At 58.7% G+C, this 16,520-nt stretch carries 9 protein-coding genes; 1 reads left to right on the top strand and 8 read right to left on the bottom strand.

From position 1 onward, the window contains the following. Positions 1-29: 29 nt before the first annotated feature. From HGHM_RS18040 to HGHM_RS18005, 5 genes are all read right to left on the bottom strand, one after another. A complete protein-coding gene (locus HGHM_RS18040) occupies positions 30-896 on the bottom strand; it encodes a branched-chain amino acid ABC transporter permease (RefSeq protein WP_019142967.1) in 867 nt (288 codons plus the stop codon). Between the two features lie 147 nt (positions 897-1,043). Further along, positions 1,044-1,835 (bottom strand): 3-oxoadipate enol-lactonase, encoded by a 792-nt coding sequence (gene pcaD / locus HGHM_RS18030; protein ID WP_019142965.1) that lies wholly within the window; start codon positions 1,833-1,835, stop codon positions 1,044-1,046. 456 nt (positions 1,836-2,291) lie between these two features. Beyond that, positions 2,292-5,489 carry a PAS domain S-box protein gene (locus HGHM_RS22435; RefSeq protein ID WP_019142962.1) on the bottom strand — a complete coding sequence of 1,066 codons (3,198 nt, stop codon included), beginning with the start codon at positions 5,487-5,489 and terminating at the stop codon, positions 2,292-2,294. A gap of 418 nt (positions 5,490-5,907) precedes the next feature. After that, positions 5,908-6,270 carry a DUF3703 domain-containing protein gene (locus HGHM_RS18010; protein ID WP_019142961.1) on the bottom strand — a complete coding sequence of 121 codons (363 nt, stop codon included), beginning with the start codon at positions 6,268-6,270 and terminating at the stop codon, positions 5,908-5,910. 59 nt (positions 6,271-6,329) lie between these two features. Then, positions 6,330-6,530, bottom strand: coding sequence for a heavy-metal-associated domain-containing protein (locus HGHM_RS18005; RefSeq protein ID WP_019142960.1), 201 nt, complete (start codon positions 6,528-6,530; stop codon positions 6,330-6,332). A 126-nt stretch (positions 6,531-6,656) separates the two neighbouring features. On the opposite strand from HGHM_RS18005, the gene HGHM_RS18000 reads away from it, so the two are divergent. After that, entirely contained in the window at positions 6,657-7,712 is a 1,056-nt protein-coding gene (locus HGHM_RS18000; protein WP_019142959.1) for a saccharopine dehydrogenase family protein, read from the top strand. A gap of 162 nt (positions 7,713-7,874) precedes the next feature. Here the strand turns inward: HGHM_RS18000 and HGHM_RS17995 are convergent, their stop codons facing one another. From HGHM_RS17995 to HGHM_RS17990, 3 genes are all read right to left on the bottom strand, one after another. Then, positions 7,875-8,468: a hypothetical protein gene (locus tag HGHM_RS17995; protein ID WP_148415768.1), complete on the bottom strand. Its 594-nt coding sequence runs from the start codon at positions 8,466-8,468 to the stop codon at positions 7,875-7,877. A 69-nt stretch (positions 8,469-8,537) separates the two neighbouring features. Further along, the gene (locus tag HGHM_RS23285; RefSeq protein WP_148415766.1) at positions 8,538-8,867 is read right to left on the bottom strand and encodes a hypothetical protein; all 330 of its coding nucleotides are present in this window, start codon (positions 8,865-8,867) and stop codon (positions 8,538-8,540) included. A gap of 23 nt (positions 8,868-8,890) precedes the next feature. Then, positions 8,891-16,519 carry a two-partner secretion domain-containing protein gene (locus tag HGHM_RS17990; RefSeq protein WP_081583607.1) on the bottom strand — a complete coding sequence of 2,543 codons (7,629 nt, stop codon included), beginning with the start codon at positions 16,517-16,519 and terminating at the stop codon, positions 8,891-8,893. Position 16,520 lies beyond the last annotated feature (1 nt).

The following is a 16,520-nucleotide window of genomic DNA, read 5'->3' as shown; positions in this document are numbered from 1 at the left end:
AGCACCGGGGCTGAAGATATCCTTCGGATTCATGAACGCCTTCCAAGTATGCCGGCGGGGAAGAGCAAGAGCAGCAGGACCATCATTGCATAGATCACGAATGCGCCGGCATCTGGCACATAGTATTTGCCGGCGACATCGAACACCCCGAGGATGAGCGCGGCAAAGAGCGGCCCGCGGATCGTGCCGGCACCACCGACTGCGACCACGAGCAGAAAATACACCATGTACTTGATGGCGAACGTCGGATCGAGGCCGAGCACATCGACGCCCAGCGCCCCACCGAGCCCGGCCAGCCCGGAACCGAGCGCGAAGCTCAGGCTGAATACCCGCTCAACGTTGATGCCCAGGCCGGCGGCCGCAGCGCGGTTGTCGACCGCCGCACGCAGCTGCGCGCCGAAACGTGTGCGTTCCAGCAAATGTCCGAGCAGGAGCGTAATCGCCATCACCACGGCGAGCATGAACAGCCGGTATGTCCCGACTTCCTGTCCCAGCAGCATGACGCGGCCGCGCAGGTATTCCGGCAGCATGACTGGCTGCTGCTGCGGTCCCCAGATGTAGGTTGCGCCCGCCATCGCCACGAACACCAGGCCGATCGAGAACAATACCTGGTCGAGGTGGCTGGCGCGGTAAAGCCGGCGATACAGGGTTCGCTCCAGCACCAGCCCGGCAACAGCGCCCGCGACGAACGCAGCCGGCAGCGTCAGCAGGAAGGGCATTCCGGCGCGACTCATCAGGCTCGTGCAGACATAACCGCCGAACATGGCGAACGCACCATGGGCCAGGTTGATGAAATTCATGAGGCCCATTGTGACAGAGAGGCCGACGCTGATCAGGAACAGCAGGCTGCCATAAGCGATCCCGTCGAACAGAACGCCGATGAAATTGCCTAGCATGGCGTCCTCCCGGGCGCGAAATACTGCATGGTTCTCCTCTTGCAAGCTTGTTCTAGTCAAGGATGCGGCGCTGGCACCTTATCTGACTACCTTCATGGCCCTTGCCCGCTACATGCACCCGAACTTCCTCGAGCATGGCGTTCGCGTTCATCCGCTTGCCGCTCCGGAAAGAAAATCCAAGAGTGTACGCGTGAACTGCTCCGGCTGTTCCCAGTTCGACAGATGGGCGGCATCCAGTTCCGCATGGCGCGCGCCCGCCACCCGGTCCGCAATCCATTTGCCCTCCGCAGGCGGAGTCGATGTGTCGTGCGTGCCGGTGATGACCAGGACCGGCGCCTTGATCACGCCGAGGGCATCGCGTTGGTCCATGTCGCGCACCACTGCGCAGTTGGCGGCATACCCGGCAGGATCGGTAGTCAGCAGCATGGCCCGTACCTGTTCCACTTGCTCTGCAGTGCGGGCCGCAAAGCCCGGCGTGAACCAGCGCTCGAGCACCGCGGGAACGATGGCAGCCATGCCTTCGGACCTGACCTTGTCGATGCGCGCATTCCATACTTCCGGCGTGCCGATGCGGGCCGCAGTATTGCATAGCGCCAGGCGATCGATGCGTGCCGCCTGATGGATGCCAAGCCAGATCCCCGTCATGCCTCCCATGGACAGGCCGCAGAAATGGGCGCGCGCGATACCGAGGCCATCCATCAGCGCGATGACATCCCTGCCAAGCTGATCGATGCTGTAGGGCCCGGGCGGCACGGAGGATGCACCATGACCGCGCGTGTCGTAGCGCAGCAAGTGAAAGTGCTGCGCGAGCGCGGGCATCTGCGGCGTCCACATGTCGAGCGTGGTGCCGAGCGAATTGGACAGAACGAGCCAGGGCTTGTCTTCCGGCCCGTCGATTTCGTAATGCAGGCGCACGTCGGCGCCTTCGAAGATTGGCATGGATTTCCTCCTGGGGTTGCGGTGGCGGTGCACCTTGGGAACACAGTCAACGAAGGCCGCGACCCGGACAAGAGAGTTCGCAGGATCGCTCAGCCGGCAAGCCGATTTGCACGTCGTCTTCCTTATGGCTCGTTCTCTTCCCGGAACCACAGACATGCCAGTCGACAAGTAGGCGGCTTCCCGCTGCGGGACGGCCAGTGTAGGGATGAGACGGTTTGAACGTCAAGCGGGCAGCTGCGCCATTCCGGCAGCGTGCCCATGCAAGCTTTGCCGGCGCTCGTCATGCATTTGCCGCATGAGCCGGTTTCTCGTCAGTATCTTGCAAGTGGCACCATTGAGAGCGAGCGCGTGCTGGACCTCTTTCTGATCTGCATCGAAAAAGGTGGTGTAGATGCGACCTCTGCCTTCAGGAAGCCGGTGCGACGGAAAGCTTCCGTGCCCAGGGCGCCGCCCCATTCAGGCCGTACTGCCTGCCGTGTCGGGCACGCGTGACAGGAAGCTTTCGAACGTCTCGATCGGCAACGGCTGGGCCAGGAAATAGCCTTGCGCTTCGTCGCAGGCCGCTTCCTTCAGGAACTCCAGGGTTTCACCGCCCTCGACGCCTTCCGCCACCACCGATAGCTTGAGGGCCCGGGCGAGATTGACGAAGGCTTTGATGAAACTGAAATTGCTGATCTCTTCATCCTGGTGGTTGACGAAGGAGCGGTCCAGCTTCAGGGTAGTGAGGGGAAAGCGGCGCAGATAGGCAAGCCCGGAATAGCCGGTACCGAAGTCATCGATGGCGAGCAGGATACCGAGGTCCCTGAGCTTCTTGAGCACGCCGACGGAGACATCTATATCTTCGACGAGCGCAGTTTCCGTCAGTTCGAGTTCCAGCAGATGGGGCGGCAGGCCGGACTGCTGCAGCGCATCCGCCACCTGCTGCACCAGCTCGCTGCACTTCAACTGGTGCGCCGACAGGTTGACCGACACGCAGAGATTCCGGTCCAGCTTGTCCATCAGGCGCCGGGCCTGGGCGCAGGCTTCTTCCAGCACCCATTTGCCGATCGGCTCGATCAGGCCGCTCTCCTCGGCGATCGGGATGAATTCCAGAGGCGGTACCCGGCCCAGCTGCGGATGGTTCCAGCGGATCAGGGCTTCCATCCCGACCACTTCCATCGTTTTCAGGTTGACGCGCGGCTGGTAATGCAGCTCGAATTCGCGCCGTTCAAGCGCGCGCCGCAACGAGTGTTCCAGCGTCATCCGCGTCTTGGCCTTGACACTCATTTCTTCTTCGAAGAAGCGATAGGCCTTGCGTCCGCTCGCCTTGGCGCGATACATGGCGGTGTCCGCATTCTGGAACAGCAATTCCCGCGTCTGCCCGTCCTGGGGAAACATGCTGATGCCGATCGAGGCGCCGACAAAGACTTCATGGCCGCCGACTTGCACCGGCTCGGCCAGCGTGGCCAGCAGCTTTTCCGCAATCCTGGCTGCGGAATCCGGGCCCTCGGCGCAATGCGCGGCCACCACGAATTCGTCGCCTCCGAGCCGGGCCACGATGTCGCTCGGGCGCATGCCATCCTTGAGGCGGGACGCGATCGCGCACAGCAGCTGGTCGCCGGCTTCGTGCCCCAGCGAGTCGTTGACTTCCTTGAAGCGGTCGAGATCAATGAACATTACCGCGACCGATTCATCGCGCGGCGTAAAATCCAGCATCTGCTGCAAGCGCTCATTGAGACGGGCACGGTTCGGCAGGCCGGTCAGGGTATCGTGCGTCGCCAGCTGCTCGAGCCGGGCTTCGGCCTGCTTGCGTTCGGTGATGTCATGGAAGAACACCGACAAGCCGTCTTCATTGGGATAGACACGGATTTCCAGCCAGGCACGCGCCGGTTCGCAATAGGCTTCAAAGAAGGTTTCCCGGCGCTCATTCATCGCCTTGCGGTAATGCGGGCACAGCGCAGGCGAGACAATTTGCGGCAATGCCTCCCACACCGTCCTGCCGATCACATCGTCGGCCAGGCCGGCAAATTCCATAGTCTTGCGGTTGGCATAAGTCAGTCGCCAGTCGCGGTCGACCGCGAAAAACGCGTCGCCTATGCTTTCCAGCACGGCGTGGAGCCTGTCCTTGGACTTCTTCAGCTCGATGCGGGTGCGGTAACTCTCGGAAATGTCGCGCCCGGTTGCATACAACAGCTTCTTGTCGTCCGACCAGCGCAGCGCCCATGACAGGTGCACGATGCGGCCATCCTTGTGAAACCAGCGGCTTTCGAAGTCATACACGATGTTGGTGCCCGCCCGGACCCGTTCCTCGATTGCCCGGGTTTTCTCCAGTTCATCGCGTGCGACGAACTGCCGGTAGCGCTTGCCAAGCAGCTCCTCCGGCTCGTAGCCGAGTATGGTCCTGGCGGCTTCGTTGATGCGCAGGATACGGCCCTCATGGTCACCGAGCACCATGATGTCGAGCGAATTTTCGATCAGGGCCTTGTTTTCCGCGGCAAGCCTGGCCAATTCGTCGGCGATCGCCTTCTCTTTGGTGATGTTGCGGCCCACACCCCGGTATCCGATGAAGACGCCATCCCTGAAGACCGGTTCGCCGGAAATCAGGTTATGGAAGTCGACACCCTCGTTGCCCATCCTGAAGCGGTAGGTAACATCCTTGAACGGCTCGCGCCGGGCGATCTTGTCGGCACAGTCAAGCAGCGCCGACTGGTCCGGGTCGCTGATCAGTTCGAGCCGCGTCTTGCCAAGGATGGAAAGCGGCGACATGCCGAACAGGCGCTGCACACCATCGGAAATGAAGACGAAGCGGTCGTCGTCATCGGTTTCCCAATACCAGTCTGACGACAGGTTGGTCAGGCTGCGAAACCGCTCCTCACGCCTTCGCAGCTCTTCCTTGGCTTCGCGTTCGAAGGTGGTGTCGCGCGAGATCGAGACCATGCCGACAATTTTGCCGGTGGTCGGGTCAACCAGCCTCCGGCCCTTGCTGCCCACCCAGATGTAGTGCCCCTTCTTGTGCCGCAAGCGGAATTCGATCAGGCCGCTGTCAGAGCCTGAACAGATCTGCGTGCGCCATTCCTCCTGGATGACCTGCGCATCGTCCGGATGGACATGTTCGTAGATATTCGTGCCGAGCATTTCGGAAGGCGTGTAGCCGAGCACGCGTTCGAAGGACGGCGAGGCATAAATGAAGGAACCATCCGGGGCATGGTGGCTCAGCAGATCGGAACTGTTCTCGGCCAGTAGGCGATGGCCGGCCTCGCTCTTGGCGAGGCGTTCCAGGGCTTCATGCCGGTCGGTCACGTCGTGCGTCGTGCCGTTGTAGCCAAGGAATTCACCGCCGGGCGCCACGCGCGGCGCGGCTGCCCCCATCATCCAGCGGATGGAACCATCGCTTCTGACGATGCGATATTCGAGTTGGTATTCCTTGCACTGCAACCGGGCTTCGTCCCGGACGGCGATGATGCGCTCGCGGTCATCCGGATGCACGTATTCCAGCCAGGCGGAAGTATTTAGCTGCACTCCACTTGCGAATAGTTCCGGCTGGCTCTCGTTCAGGCGCAGGCAATTGTCGTTCGCATCCGTCATCCAGACCAGCATCTGTGCCGAGTCGGCGAGCTCGCGCAGGGCCTGCCGGACCGAAGCCGATTCATGAGTAGGCGTGCGGCGGGTATCCATTGTCTCGTTCAACCTCTGGTCTTTTCGCATGGCAGACTGCCGGGCTCATGGTCCGGTCGGCTTTTGCCGGCAGGACAGGCTTTTTCATCAACCGACTGGCAAGGACAAAACACGGGGTACTGCCAGCACCTGATCAAGAAATCTTCATTGCTTCTTAAAAAATTGCATTTGGGAAATATACTACAAAAAAGTAACTGCGGTAACAATTGCTTACATGCGTGACGGCCTTGCCGTGGCTGCGGCAATTGCCTGAACGATTTCTCCACTTGGCTGCCCTTCCTGATCGGGTGCCGGTTCAAATTGGAAAACTGCTCGGTGCGACTGTTTAATAGTGCGTGGGATTTGGCCCATCCGGGCCTTGCGACATGCGGGGCCGCCCTGGCCGGTCCTGCGACCAGCGGCAGCATGGCGAAAAGTTTTATCGCTGCTTTGCAGCTTGAATGATGGCGACAAGATCGGCGGGAACCGGCAGGCGCTTGACCGGGCTGATGTTGGCCCCGCCCGTATTGCCAGACGGGATGAAGCCGATCGCCGTCTTGGTGGCGGCCCCGACCAGCCGCAGCAACTGGCCCGCGACTTCCCGCATGTCGCGCCGCCTCCAGCCCCACACCAGCATGCGCCAATGCACGCGCACATGTTCGCGGGTCGACGCCTGCCCCAATACATGCGCCCGCTCGAGATGCAGGAACGCGCGGCCGGCATAACCCTCGCGCTCGGCCCGATCCGCCCGGGAGATTTCAGCCGTGACGTGCGGACGAATGCGTTTTCCGAACGTACTCATGGGAATACTTGCCTCCTTCGGATAATCCCCCCGGCAGACGCCTGCCTGCCGGGCAGCTTTTACTTGCTGGGCACCGGCGTGTAGCCGGCTTCCCGGATCGCGTCGGCGATTTCCTCGCCGCCTGCGCTGCCTTCGACCCGCACGAGATGCTTCGCGAGATCGACTTCGACTGAGGCATTCGCATCGGCGCCCTTGATCGCCTTGGTGATCGTGCTGACGCAGTGGCCGCAAGTCATGTCTTCCACCTGGAACTCAAGCATGGTTTTCTCCTTGAACAAGATGAGGTAGCCTCACTGTAGACCTTCCCGCAATGGCAAGGTCAAGCGAAAATATCGACTGGCTGGCTTTACGGCAACCACAGGCTCACAACAACAGGAGGGACAAGAATGAAGTGGCTCATCTACGGCGCGAACGGCTATACCGGGCGCCTGATCGCACGACAGGCAGTACACCTGGGCCTCGCGCCCGTACTCGCCGGTCGCAATCCCACGGCCATTCTTCCCTTAGCCGAGGAGCTGCAGCTGGAATCGCGGATCTTCGACCTCGGCTTCGATTCCGAAGCCGAACACGACTTGCGCGGCATCGATGTGGTCCTCAACTGCGCCGGCCCATTCATCCGTACCGCGGCACCGATGATGGAAGCCTGCCTCGAAGCCGGTGCGCATTACTTCGACATCACCGGCGAGATCGCCGTGTTCGAAGCCGCGCAGCGGCTCGACGAACGCGCGCGGGCCGCCGGCATCGTGATCTGCCCGGGCGTCGGCTTCGACGTGGTGCCGACCGATTGTGCCGCCCTGCTCCTCAAGGAAACGCTGCCGGATGCGACCGAACTGTCGCTCGGCTTCCAGGCCGGCAATGAACTATCCCCGGGCACCGCCAAGACCGCGGTCGAAGGCCTCGGAGACGGCGGCTGGGTCCGGCGCCGCGGCGAGATGCTGCGCGTGCCCTTTGCCTATGCGGTGCGCCGCATCGATTTCGGCAAGGGTGAGAGACTGGCCATGTCGATTCCCTGGGGTGACGTATCTTCCGCGTTTTACACCACCGGCATCCCCGACATCACCACCTATATCCCAGCCGCGCCCGCAGCGATTCGCGCGGCCAAGGTAGCCAACCTGATGCGCCCGCTCCTGCGTTCCCGGCTGATCAAGGGAGCGCTCAGCCGCCAGATCGAAAAGAAGGTGAAGGGCCCGGACCAGACAGCGATGGAAAAGCTGCGCACTTATATCTGGGGCGAAGCGCGCAACGCATCGGGCAAGACGGCAACAGTGCGCTTCACCACCCCGAGCGGCTATGCCCTGACCGTCGACGGCGCTCTTTCCATCGTTCGCAGCTTTCTGGAGGGACGCAAGGAATGCGGCACCTGGACGCCGGCGAGGTTGATGGGGAAGGATTTTGTGTTTGGGTTGAGCGGTGTGACGGAGGCGCGGTTGCAAGTGAATTAACGGTGCGGGAGGCAGTCCCCTGCATTTCATTTTGTGTTGTGGGGAGATAGTCGCGAACCTGTAAATAGTGACTATACGGTCAGGGCAATCATTTCACAGCAGGCATTATCGCTTCCTCACTATCTTTGAAAGCACCAAGATATACCGGGCTGCGATAGAACCTCAATTGCCTGGCATCTGACCCGACGCGAATTCGCATTTTGGATTTGGCGAACTGGTAGAAGCGGTCTCCAGCGGAACGAGAGGAACAGAAGATCTGGTAATCCTTCCGTTCGCCGCAATCAACTCTTCGACTTCCAGCAAGCATTTACGGTCGTTGTTGATATAAAAGTCCGCTTCATAGTCATGCCCGGCTTGCGGCCAGAATTTTCCTGAGACCGGACCGCACCTGAGGCTTCCCTGATTGAAGATCGCAGACAGGGCAAGCGGCTTGCCGGTGGGTAGGACAATCTCGTGGAAGGACGATGTCGCGCTTCCCTCGCTCGCTACGGGCATGCCAAGCGTTTTGTTTTGGTACAAAAATCCTGTTGCAGGAACGAAGAGCGTTTTGGCATCGCTAACAACCCGCGTGATATTTCCGACAGGAGTCCATGTCGCCAATTCGCATGCATTTCCAAAATGCAGCGTCATATTCCCCCTGACCCGCATCCTCGCGTTTATGCTAGGGTCATATTTTGGCTCACCTTTTACATCGAAGATTCGGTTAGCACAACCAGAGAGCGTAATCAGAACAAGAGTTGCGATAAGTGACTTCATCGATTTTTTTAAAATTTAATTAAACCTAATTCGCTAACAAATTTCCCTGCTCGGTGTCTTTGCAATTCGTCACTTGCGTTGAGCTTCCTCCCTTACCTGACAAGCCGGCAAGCGCTTTTTGTATTCAATCTGATTACATAAAATTCCATCCCTTGAAGTGTTTACAAAACCCCTGTCCAGCATGCAAAGCTCTGCTTCTGCATAAGCATTTTCGGTCATTCCAAACGTCGTGTATGGACTATTGAAGCCACAAGCCAAAAGCGAAGACTTTACTTCGCCAATTGATCCGTCCTTTTTTTTCCATAATGTGAATGTCGCTGGTGTAGGTTGAAGCGGTTTTATAATGCATGCATTCAATTCAAACGCTATAAAAATCAAAAGAAGGGTTCTTTTTAGCATGCTCTTTCTTATACCGACTAAATTTATGGATAGTTCTTTACGGGCTTTAGTTGGGGCACTGAATCAGGATACGTCTGCCAGAACTTTTGGCATCGTGCATCTCCATTTCCGTAGCAGTTATGAACTGTAAACTCCCCTCCCAATGCATTGATAGCTTCCTTAGCTACGTTGCTCCCCTCAGGAATCGTACCTCCCGTACTCGGATTGTTACCAATGAAGAATAGCCTCCCTACGGGATCCGCCTGGTGATTCTGCATTTGCAGGACCATCCCGTTCTTTTGCGCGAGGACACTAACCGCTTCGCGATTCTGCAGGTTGCTCAGGATGGCATCTGCCTTTTCTGCATTGTAGGCAGGACCATAGAAATTGATTGTTGTACCGCTCAAGATTCCCTGTGCGTCCGGTTGTCGGTTAAGTGATTCCAGCGCATTGCCGGTCGTTAGCGCGCCGCGACTGTGACCGTCAATATGCAGTCCCGTCTGGCCATATTCGAGCATCATTCTTTTAGTCTCCGCGGTCGCATTCGCCAATCCCAACAGGTCATTTTCCAAAAACTTCTGATAGCCAGCAATCAAAAGCTCGGAAATCATGTTGTCCGCCTCCGGGAAGTGAATGAGATACTGAGCTCCCTGGACCGAGCTATGCTGATTGGCGTATTTTGATGCTGCATCGCCGTCGTTGAAAATGCCGTTATTGGCGATGTGAACAACGCCATCCGACCCGGCCTTCAGGTTGCGCTTTTCGGCGTTCGAAAGTTCCCGCATCAAGGGCGTACCGTCATCATTCAAAAGAGGTTTTCCATTTCCATCCTTCAAAATCTCGTACACCTTAGCCTTTTCAAGAAACATCTTGCGGTATGACTCATCGGTAAATTTGGCTGCCTCCTGAAAAACTGCCTGATTGAATGCCTGCCGAATCTGCGCATCAGTGGCCATTTGCTGCACATTCAGTTTCTTTACCGTTTCGTTCGTACCCGCGGTTTCGCGGCGAATCGATGCGATCACATCCGCAGCGTCCCTTTCTGAAGCATTCCACTGTTCCGCAGCATTTGTGATGGTGATTGTTCCGGTGCCGATCGCGCTGCGGGTTATGCCGGACGATGATCCTGATTCGGCGCCATTGTTAAGCAGATTGCCCAATATGGTCTTGCCGGCTTCGTATTTTCCATCCGTGACATTCGGCCCACTCCCGGCATTGATCAGATTGGTTTTACCCGGGCCTTTTTCTCGGCCACCTTCCTTATCATTACCGCCTGAGATGCTGGCACTGGCACTGATTCCCACCGTATCGGCGCTAGCGTTGGAATAATTCTGAATATCACTGACTGTCAGCGTACCCGTAGTCAGACGGTTCTTGTTGTTTTCGATTGCCGTCTGGCTGCTGCTGACGATGCCGCCCTTCAGGTCGGTATTGCCCTTGACCACAATATCAAAGCCTCCATCGCCAGCCTGGATGCCGCTTTGCTCCTGCACGCTGGCATAATCGTTGCGGATCTTGCTCTGACTGTAGCTGGCGCTGACGCTGGCACCATAGCCTACCGTCGCGCTCACGCTGGCGCTCTGGCTCATGCTGTCAAACTGTGCCGTATCCTGCTGGCTTTCGATGTTCAGGTCGCCGCCGATGTCGGCATGGACTTCTTTTCCGCTCACCACGCCACCTTTGATGTTGGTAGCGCCGCCACTCCTGATCGCTAACTGGTTGCCGGCTGTCACATGCGTGTTGCGCTGGGTGACGCCTTCGCCATCTTCCTGGCTGCGTCCCATGCCAACGCTGCCGGTCACGCCTAGGGCAATGCCTCCATTGGTGCTGGCCGAGATGGCGACCCCAGCGGCCGCACTCATGCTCTTGCTTTTGCTGTGCTGCGACTCCAGGTCCTGCGCCGCCAGAAAGTTGACCTCATGTTCGGCAACGAGATTGACATTGTTATTAGCGGAGAGGTCGCTGCCGATCACATGGATGTTGCTTGCCTTACCGTCGCCCGTGGCGCGAATGTTAAGGTCGTTGCCGGCCACGACCGTGCTACCGACAGCGTTGCTAGCAGAGTGAGTACGGGTCTGCTCAGTTTCCGAATGACCAACTGTCAGACTAATGCTGACACTCACGCCATTCGTTGCAACGTCCTTGGCCGCATTGGCAGCAGCCATCGCCGCCGTGGCGGCGGCCAGTGCCTTCACGCGCGAGTTGCCGGTGTTGCCGGCCGCGTCGTCCATCGCCTGCATGGTCTGGATAGCGTTTACGACGGTCCCGCCGACCGCTAGCGTCAGGCCATCCTGTTGCATCCGATACGTCAGCTTGCCGTCTGTAGTGTCGCGTCCCGGATCGATCGTGACGCTCTTGCCAGTGATATCGACATCCTGTGCGGCGACGATGTCGCTGCCGCTGACCTTCACCGCGGCCCCAGACTGCACATTGAGGTTGCCGCCATTGGAGCCAACGAGGCTGCGCGACTGGCCGCTCTGGGTCGTTGCTCGCTGGTTCTGATCCGTCGTGGTGATCCGCTCACCATAGGTGATGCCGAACCCACCACCGCTCAGGAAACCGTCTTCCTTGACCTTGGTGTAGTGGCTTTCTGTGCGGGTACCGATGGCCGCAATAATGGATGCGTTGTTACCTGCTGCCAGCGTCACATCGCCGTCGCCAGCCACGGAGCTTCCTTGCACGGTCAGATCATGGATCGCCTGCGCCACGAAGGTATTGCCGCTGACGCTGCTGCCTTGCACTTGCATGGCATCGACGTAGTCTGACCTCGTGGTTGCCGTGGTGCGCAGCATATTGCCGCTCTTGCTGTAGCTCTCATCGATGGTCAGATGGCGTGCCGTGCCGTTCTGAACCACGATGTCGTTGTTGGCGGTCAGCGCTACTTGCCCCTTTTGCGCGGCGATTGCCACTCCCGTGAGCGCAATGTCGCCACCAACATTCCCTACAGCCGGACCGCCGTTGTCATCACCGGCATGGCTGCCATCATTGTTATAAACCCGGATAGCAGGCGCGCCGGTTGCGCGGATCGCGACATTGTCGGCGGCCGTGATGGAGCCGCCAACCAAGGTTTCATCATCACGCGCCCCCCGCGTGTAACTCTTGGCACCGATGAACTGTGTGTCGGTCGCTGAACGGTCCTTGGTCGATTCAATGATGACGCTCTGCCCCTGGATCTGCACCTCACCCGATCCGGCCTGGCCGGCGGCAATATTCGCACCCTGAATACCGACGTTGCCGGTGGCGGCGAGCACCACGTTGTTGCCGGAATTGAGCGTTGCCAACTGGTTGGCGATTTGCTCTTCTCTAGAGTAGGCGGTACGCGAGGCAGGCACCTGGCCGCCTTCGGTTTTGTCAGCATCCTCGCGGATACTGCGGCCACTTATGCCCTGGGCCTCGATCCGCTGTCCCCCGGCCACGGCCGTCACCTTGATCTCGCTAGCCGTTGCTATCAGGTTCTGCTTCGCATTCACAATAGCGCCCGCAATGGCAAGATCGCGTCCGGCTTCCAGCTGCACATCGCCACCCTGTATGGTAGCCACGCGTTGCACGTTGGTGCGGGTGCTGTTGCCATCCTTGCTAGCCGTCTGCACGGTCTGGGTTTGCAGCAGCATGTCCCTTCCCGCAAGCAGGTTAACTAGCGAATTCGCACCAGTGCCGCCGATGACGCCGGACAGGTTCTTCAGGTCATTACTAGCGTGCATCCAGATGTCATGACCGCCGATATGGCCTTGCTGGTTGACCAGATCGTTGTCGGCCTCGATAGTGACGCTGTCGCCGGCGATCGTGCCTTTGTTGACTAGATCGCCTGCGGTGGTGATGCGGACATTGTTGGCCGCTATCAGCGCCCCGTTTGGCATTAGATCTATGCTGGTCGGGCGGCGCAGATAGACCTGAGGTACGAGCACGTCCTGGTTCGAGCCATCGGGTAAGGCGACTGTGCGCGTGACCAGCCAGACAATATCGGTACTCAGAAGAGCGATCTGCTCAGCCGTCAATGCCACTCCGGGCGTAAGCCGATATTGCCTGGCGAAGGCGACGCCGGCATTCATCAGCGCCTTGTATTCATCTTCCGTGCTGGCATAGCCGCTCAAGTAGCGCCGCCCAGTCAAGGCGAGAATTTGGTCATTGACGAGCTGCTGTTCGGCGAAGCCGTCGCCATAGCGTTTGATCTGATGCGACGGATCGCGATTGAGCGCATTCAGGAAATAGTCGGAGCTAAGGAAAGTACGGTAATTGGTAAAGCGCGGATCGGTTTCTACCAGATAGAGGGCTGCAGGCTCGGCATGCAAGGCAAACAGGCGGCTTGTCGGGCCAAGCAGTGGCAAGTCCCGACTGCTGCCAGCGGAGGGCATAATTACGGGCGCCGTACTGTTATCGGCGCTGGCGGCAGCACCTGTCAGCACCCGTCCCGATGTCGCGTTGCCGGCATATTGGTCATAGCGTATCGTCGGCAGGTCCTGAGACTTATCCACCTTTGCCTGTATAGGGTACGGGCTTTGTCCATACCATTTACGGCAATGCTTGTTACCGAATGTTCCGCAGGACACGACCTCGGTGTCCTCTCGCGTGGCATTGTAGTCCGAGCGAATTTCACCTTTGGTTGCCTGGTTGGATACCGACGAGCCGTTCACTTCCAGTACGCCACCGGCCACGATATGACTGTCGCTATTGATGACCGTGCTGCCGATGCCGGCGCCAGTCAGCATGATCTTGGCACCGGCGAGTATCTGGCCCGGCGCACTGCTAGCTACTTGAGTGTGACTGTCGGTGCGGATGACCCTGTACCAGGTGTAATCCTCAAAGTTAACTGTCCGATTGTCTTCATTGACCTGAGCATTGTACGCATCAATCCGGGGCGTGAGCTGATTCAAGGTGTTCTGGTATTGCGCATCCCACGCGACCAGTTCAGATTGCCATTGACTGCATGCCGCGCCTAGCACGAAGATCCCGCAGGAAGGGGGTTGTGCTGGCGGCGGACCGACCGGAGCAATCTGGAACTGGGCAAACACCGGGGAATCCCAACTGTAATTGGGTACCATGGCGCAATTGCCATCAATGTCGCAGCTCTCCGAACGTGCCGGAAGTATCGTGCTGCGTTGGCCATATCGGTCGGGATGCACGATGCAGGAATTGTTGTCCTGCCCGCCTCCGATGCCCCAGCAATGTTCGATCGAATAGCGGGTTCCCGAGCTGCGCGGCTCGATCTTGTCTTCGGACCATGAGCCATCCACTACCGTCCGAGTCGTCAAATGGTCATTGCGATTCACGATGCTAACCGCGGAAATGCTCAGGTTGCGCCCGGCTTCGATAGTGCTTGATGCGTTTATCAGGTTTTGCATCGCTCCCTGCGGCTGGCCTGCGCTATCGAAGCTGCCGGCCATCTCGATGTCACCGCTACTGTAAATCAGGCCACCCTCTGTATTGTTCAAATTCTGCACGCTGATCAGCAAGGTATCGCGTGCGGCGATCGCGCCATTGCGGCTATTGTTGAGCGTGCCGCCGGCAATGCGCAGCCTGTCACCATAAATGCGGCCGGTGTTGTTGGTAGTCGCCGCGTCAATACGCGTGTCGCCGCCGTCGATCAACCCGGCACCGGCATTCGATAGCGTCCCGGTCAGATTCAGCAGCAGATTGTTGGCGCTGATCTCGCCGGAGTTGGCAAGATTGCCGGTATTGGCAGTAAGTGCCTGGCCGGCAGTGAGCGTCCCGCTGTTGTGGATGTTGCTCGCATTAACGGTCAGATTCTTTTGCGCCGACAGGAGACCGGCATTGCTGTAGTCGCCATTGACAGTGAGCGTCACATTATTGGCCGAGGCAATCGTGCCTCCAGGCGCCTGGCTGCTGGTCTGGATCGTCACCGACTCATCGCCAATTAGCTTTCCGCTGTCATTGACAAGGCTGTTTGCGGCGAGGTCGAGATTTTTCGTGGAGGTGAGCACACCGCTGGTATTGTCGAACATTGCCAGTTGCAGCTGACTGTCGTTGCCGGCACTAAGCTGCCCGCTCCGATTCTCCAGTGTGTCGGCAGTAAGCTTCGCTTTGCCGAGCGAGCTGATCAGGCCGGCGCTGTTCAAGATTCTGGTTGCCGTGATCGTGCTGTCCGAATTCCCCAGGATCTTTCCTTCCTGACCGTTGTCGATATCGGCCGTCACACTCAACACCTGGCTACCGTTACTGGCAATGAATCCAGCCCTATTATCCAAACTGCCTGCTGCCAGATTCAGTGTGCCACCGGCGAGTATGCCGCCGGTTGTGCCGCTGTTGGTGTTGACGAGGACTTGTCCCTGCGTATTGATGCTGGCGTCTCGTCCTGATTGCAGCAAGCCCTGGTCGTTTGACAGTCCTTGATTTGTCAGCTGCAGATCGAGGGCGGCAGTGATTTTGCCAGCATCATTTTTCAGCGAACGGCCGGTAGCCACCAGCGTGCCGCCACTATAGATCGCGCCGCTATTGTTAATCGCACCGGCTGTCTTAAGCGATGCTCCATCGGCATTGCGCTGGGCGACGGTGCCGATATTTCTGATTGCGGCCGCCTTAATCACAAGCTGACTTTGTACGTCGACAGTGCCTTGATTGCTGAGATCGCCGCTGGCATTTATGGCCCCAGCGCCTTCGGCCTGGGTCTGGCCAGAAAGCTGGATATTCCCGGAACTGTCAATGTGAACATTCTTTTTCGCATAGCTGTCTCTCAGGCTGAGATCCCCATTGACAGACAGCACAAGATTCCCTTGCAGGGCAGCGGTTCGGCCGGCGCTGTTGACGCCCAGGCCCTTTTCGGTTGCCACCAGGTAGATCTGATTGGCATACATGCCGCCCAGATTCTTGATGTCGATGGCGAAGCCGGGCACGGCACCCGTGCCGCTTTGTGCGCTTGCCTGTAAGGAGCCGTAAAGCACCCGGTTGGCACCGGTGATGGCGTTAAGGTTCTTTGCCCAGATCTCGCCTTCGATCACCAAACCGCGCGCAATGAGATCAAGCTGCTCGGCATTGGTGGCACTGAGTCCGTTACTGCCGACGGTGAGCTGTCCCTGGCGCACGTCGAAGCTTTGTATCGAACCATCGCCGCCGAATTGTGCTCGGCCGGTGGAAAGGCTGGCACGGCCGGTGTTAAGAAATCCACAGCCGTCGCAGGTGATGCCGTTCGGGTTGGCAAGCACGATGTCCGCGCGTTGCCCCGCCACTTCCATCGTGCCGCGCAATTGCGAGGGATTGGTGCTGACGACTTCATTGAGAATGATGCGAGCTGGCACCGGCCCAAGCTGCAGATTGCTCGTAACCCATCCGCCCAGCTGGGTCTGGGTGTTGACCGTGCTGTTGTTAAGGATCAGCCCGTTCGGGTTGACATTGAACTGCGTATATTCATTGCGTGATACGCCTGCCGCGCTTGGCGGTGCAATATGCACGATCGGCACGCCGTTGGACGCTGCATCCATGATCGGCCGCTGCCCGGCCGGCGCATTTGCATTGGGCACGACCGGCGCCGTCGATTGCGAGAAAGCCGGCAGCGTGCTCTGGGCCAGCATCAGCATCGCGATCGCCCGGGCGACTTGCCTGACCCAGGCTCGCGTGCTTACAGGCACATACGTAGACTCAACAGTGCCGTTTGTCCAGAGAAGGTGCCGTTGCCAGTTCATATCGGGCCTTTCCGATCCCATGCCTTGTTTCAGGATCATC

This window comes from Noviherbaspirillum massiliense JC206, from assembly GCF_000312045.1.
GTDB classification, from domain to species: domain Bacteria; phylum Pseudomonadota; class Gammaproteobacteria; order Burkholderiales; family Burkholderiaceae_D; genus Noviherbaspirillum; species Noviherbaspirillum massiliense.
Note: the sequence above shows the minus strand (reverse complement) of the source record. Positions and strands in the feature narration are given on the sequence as shown.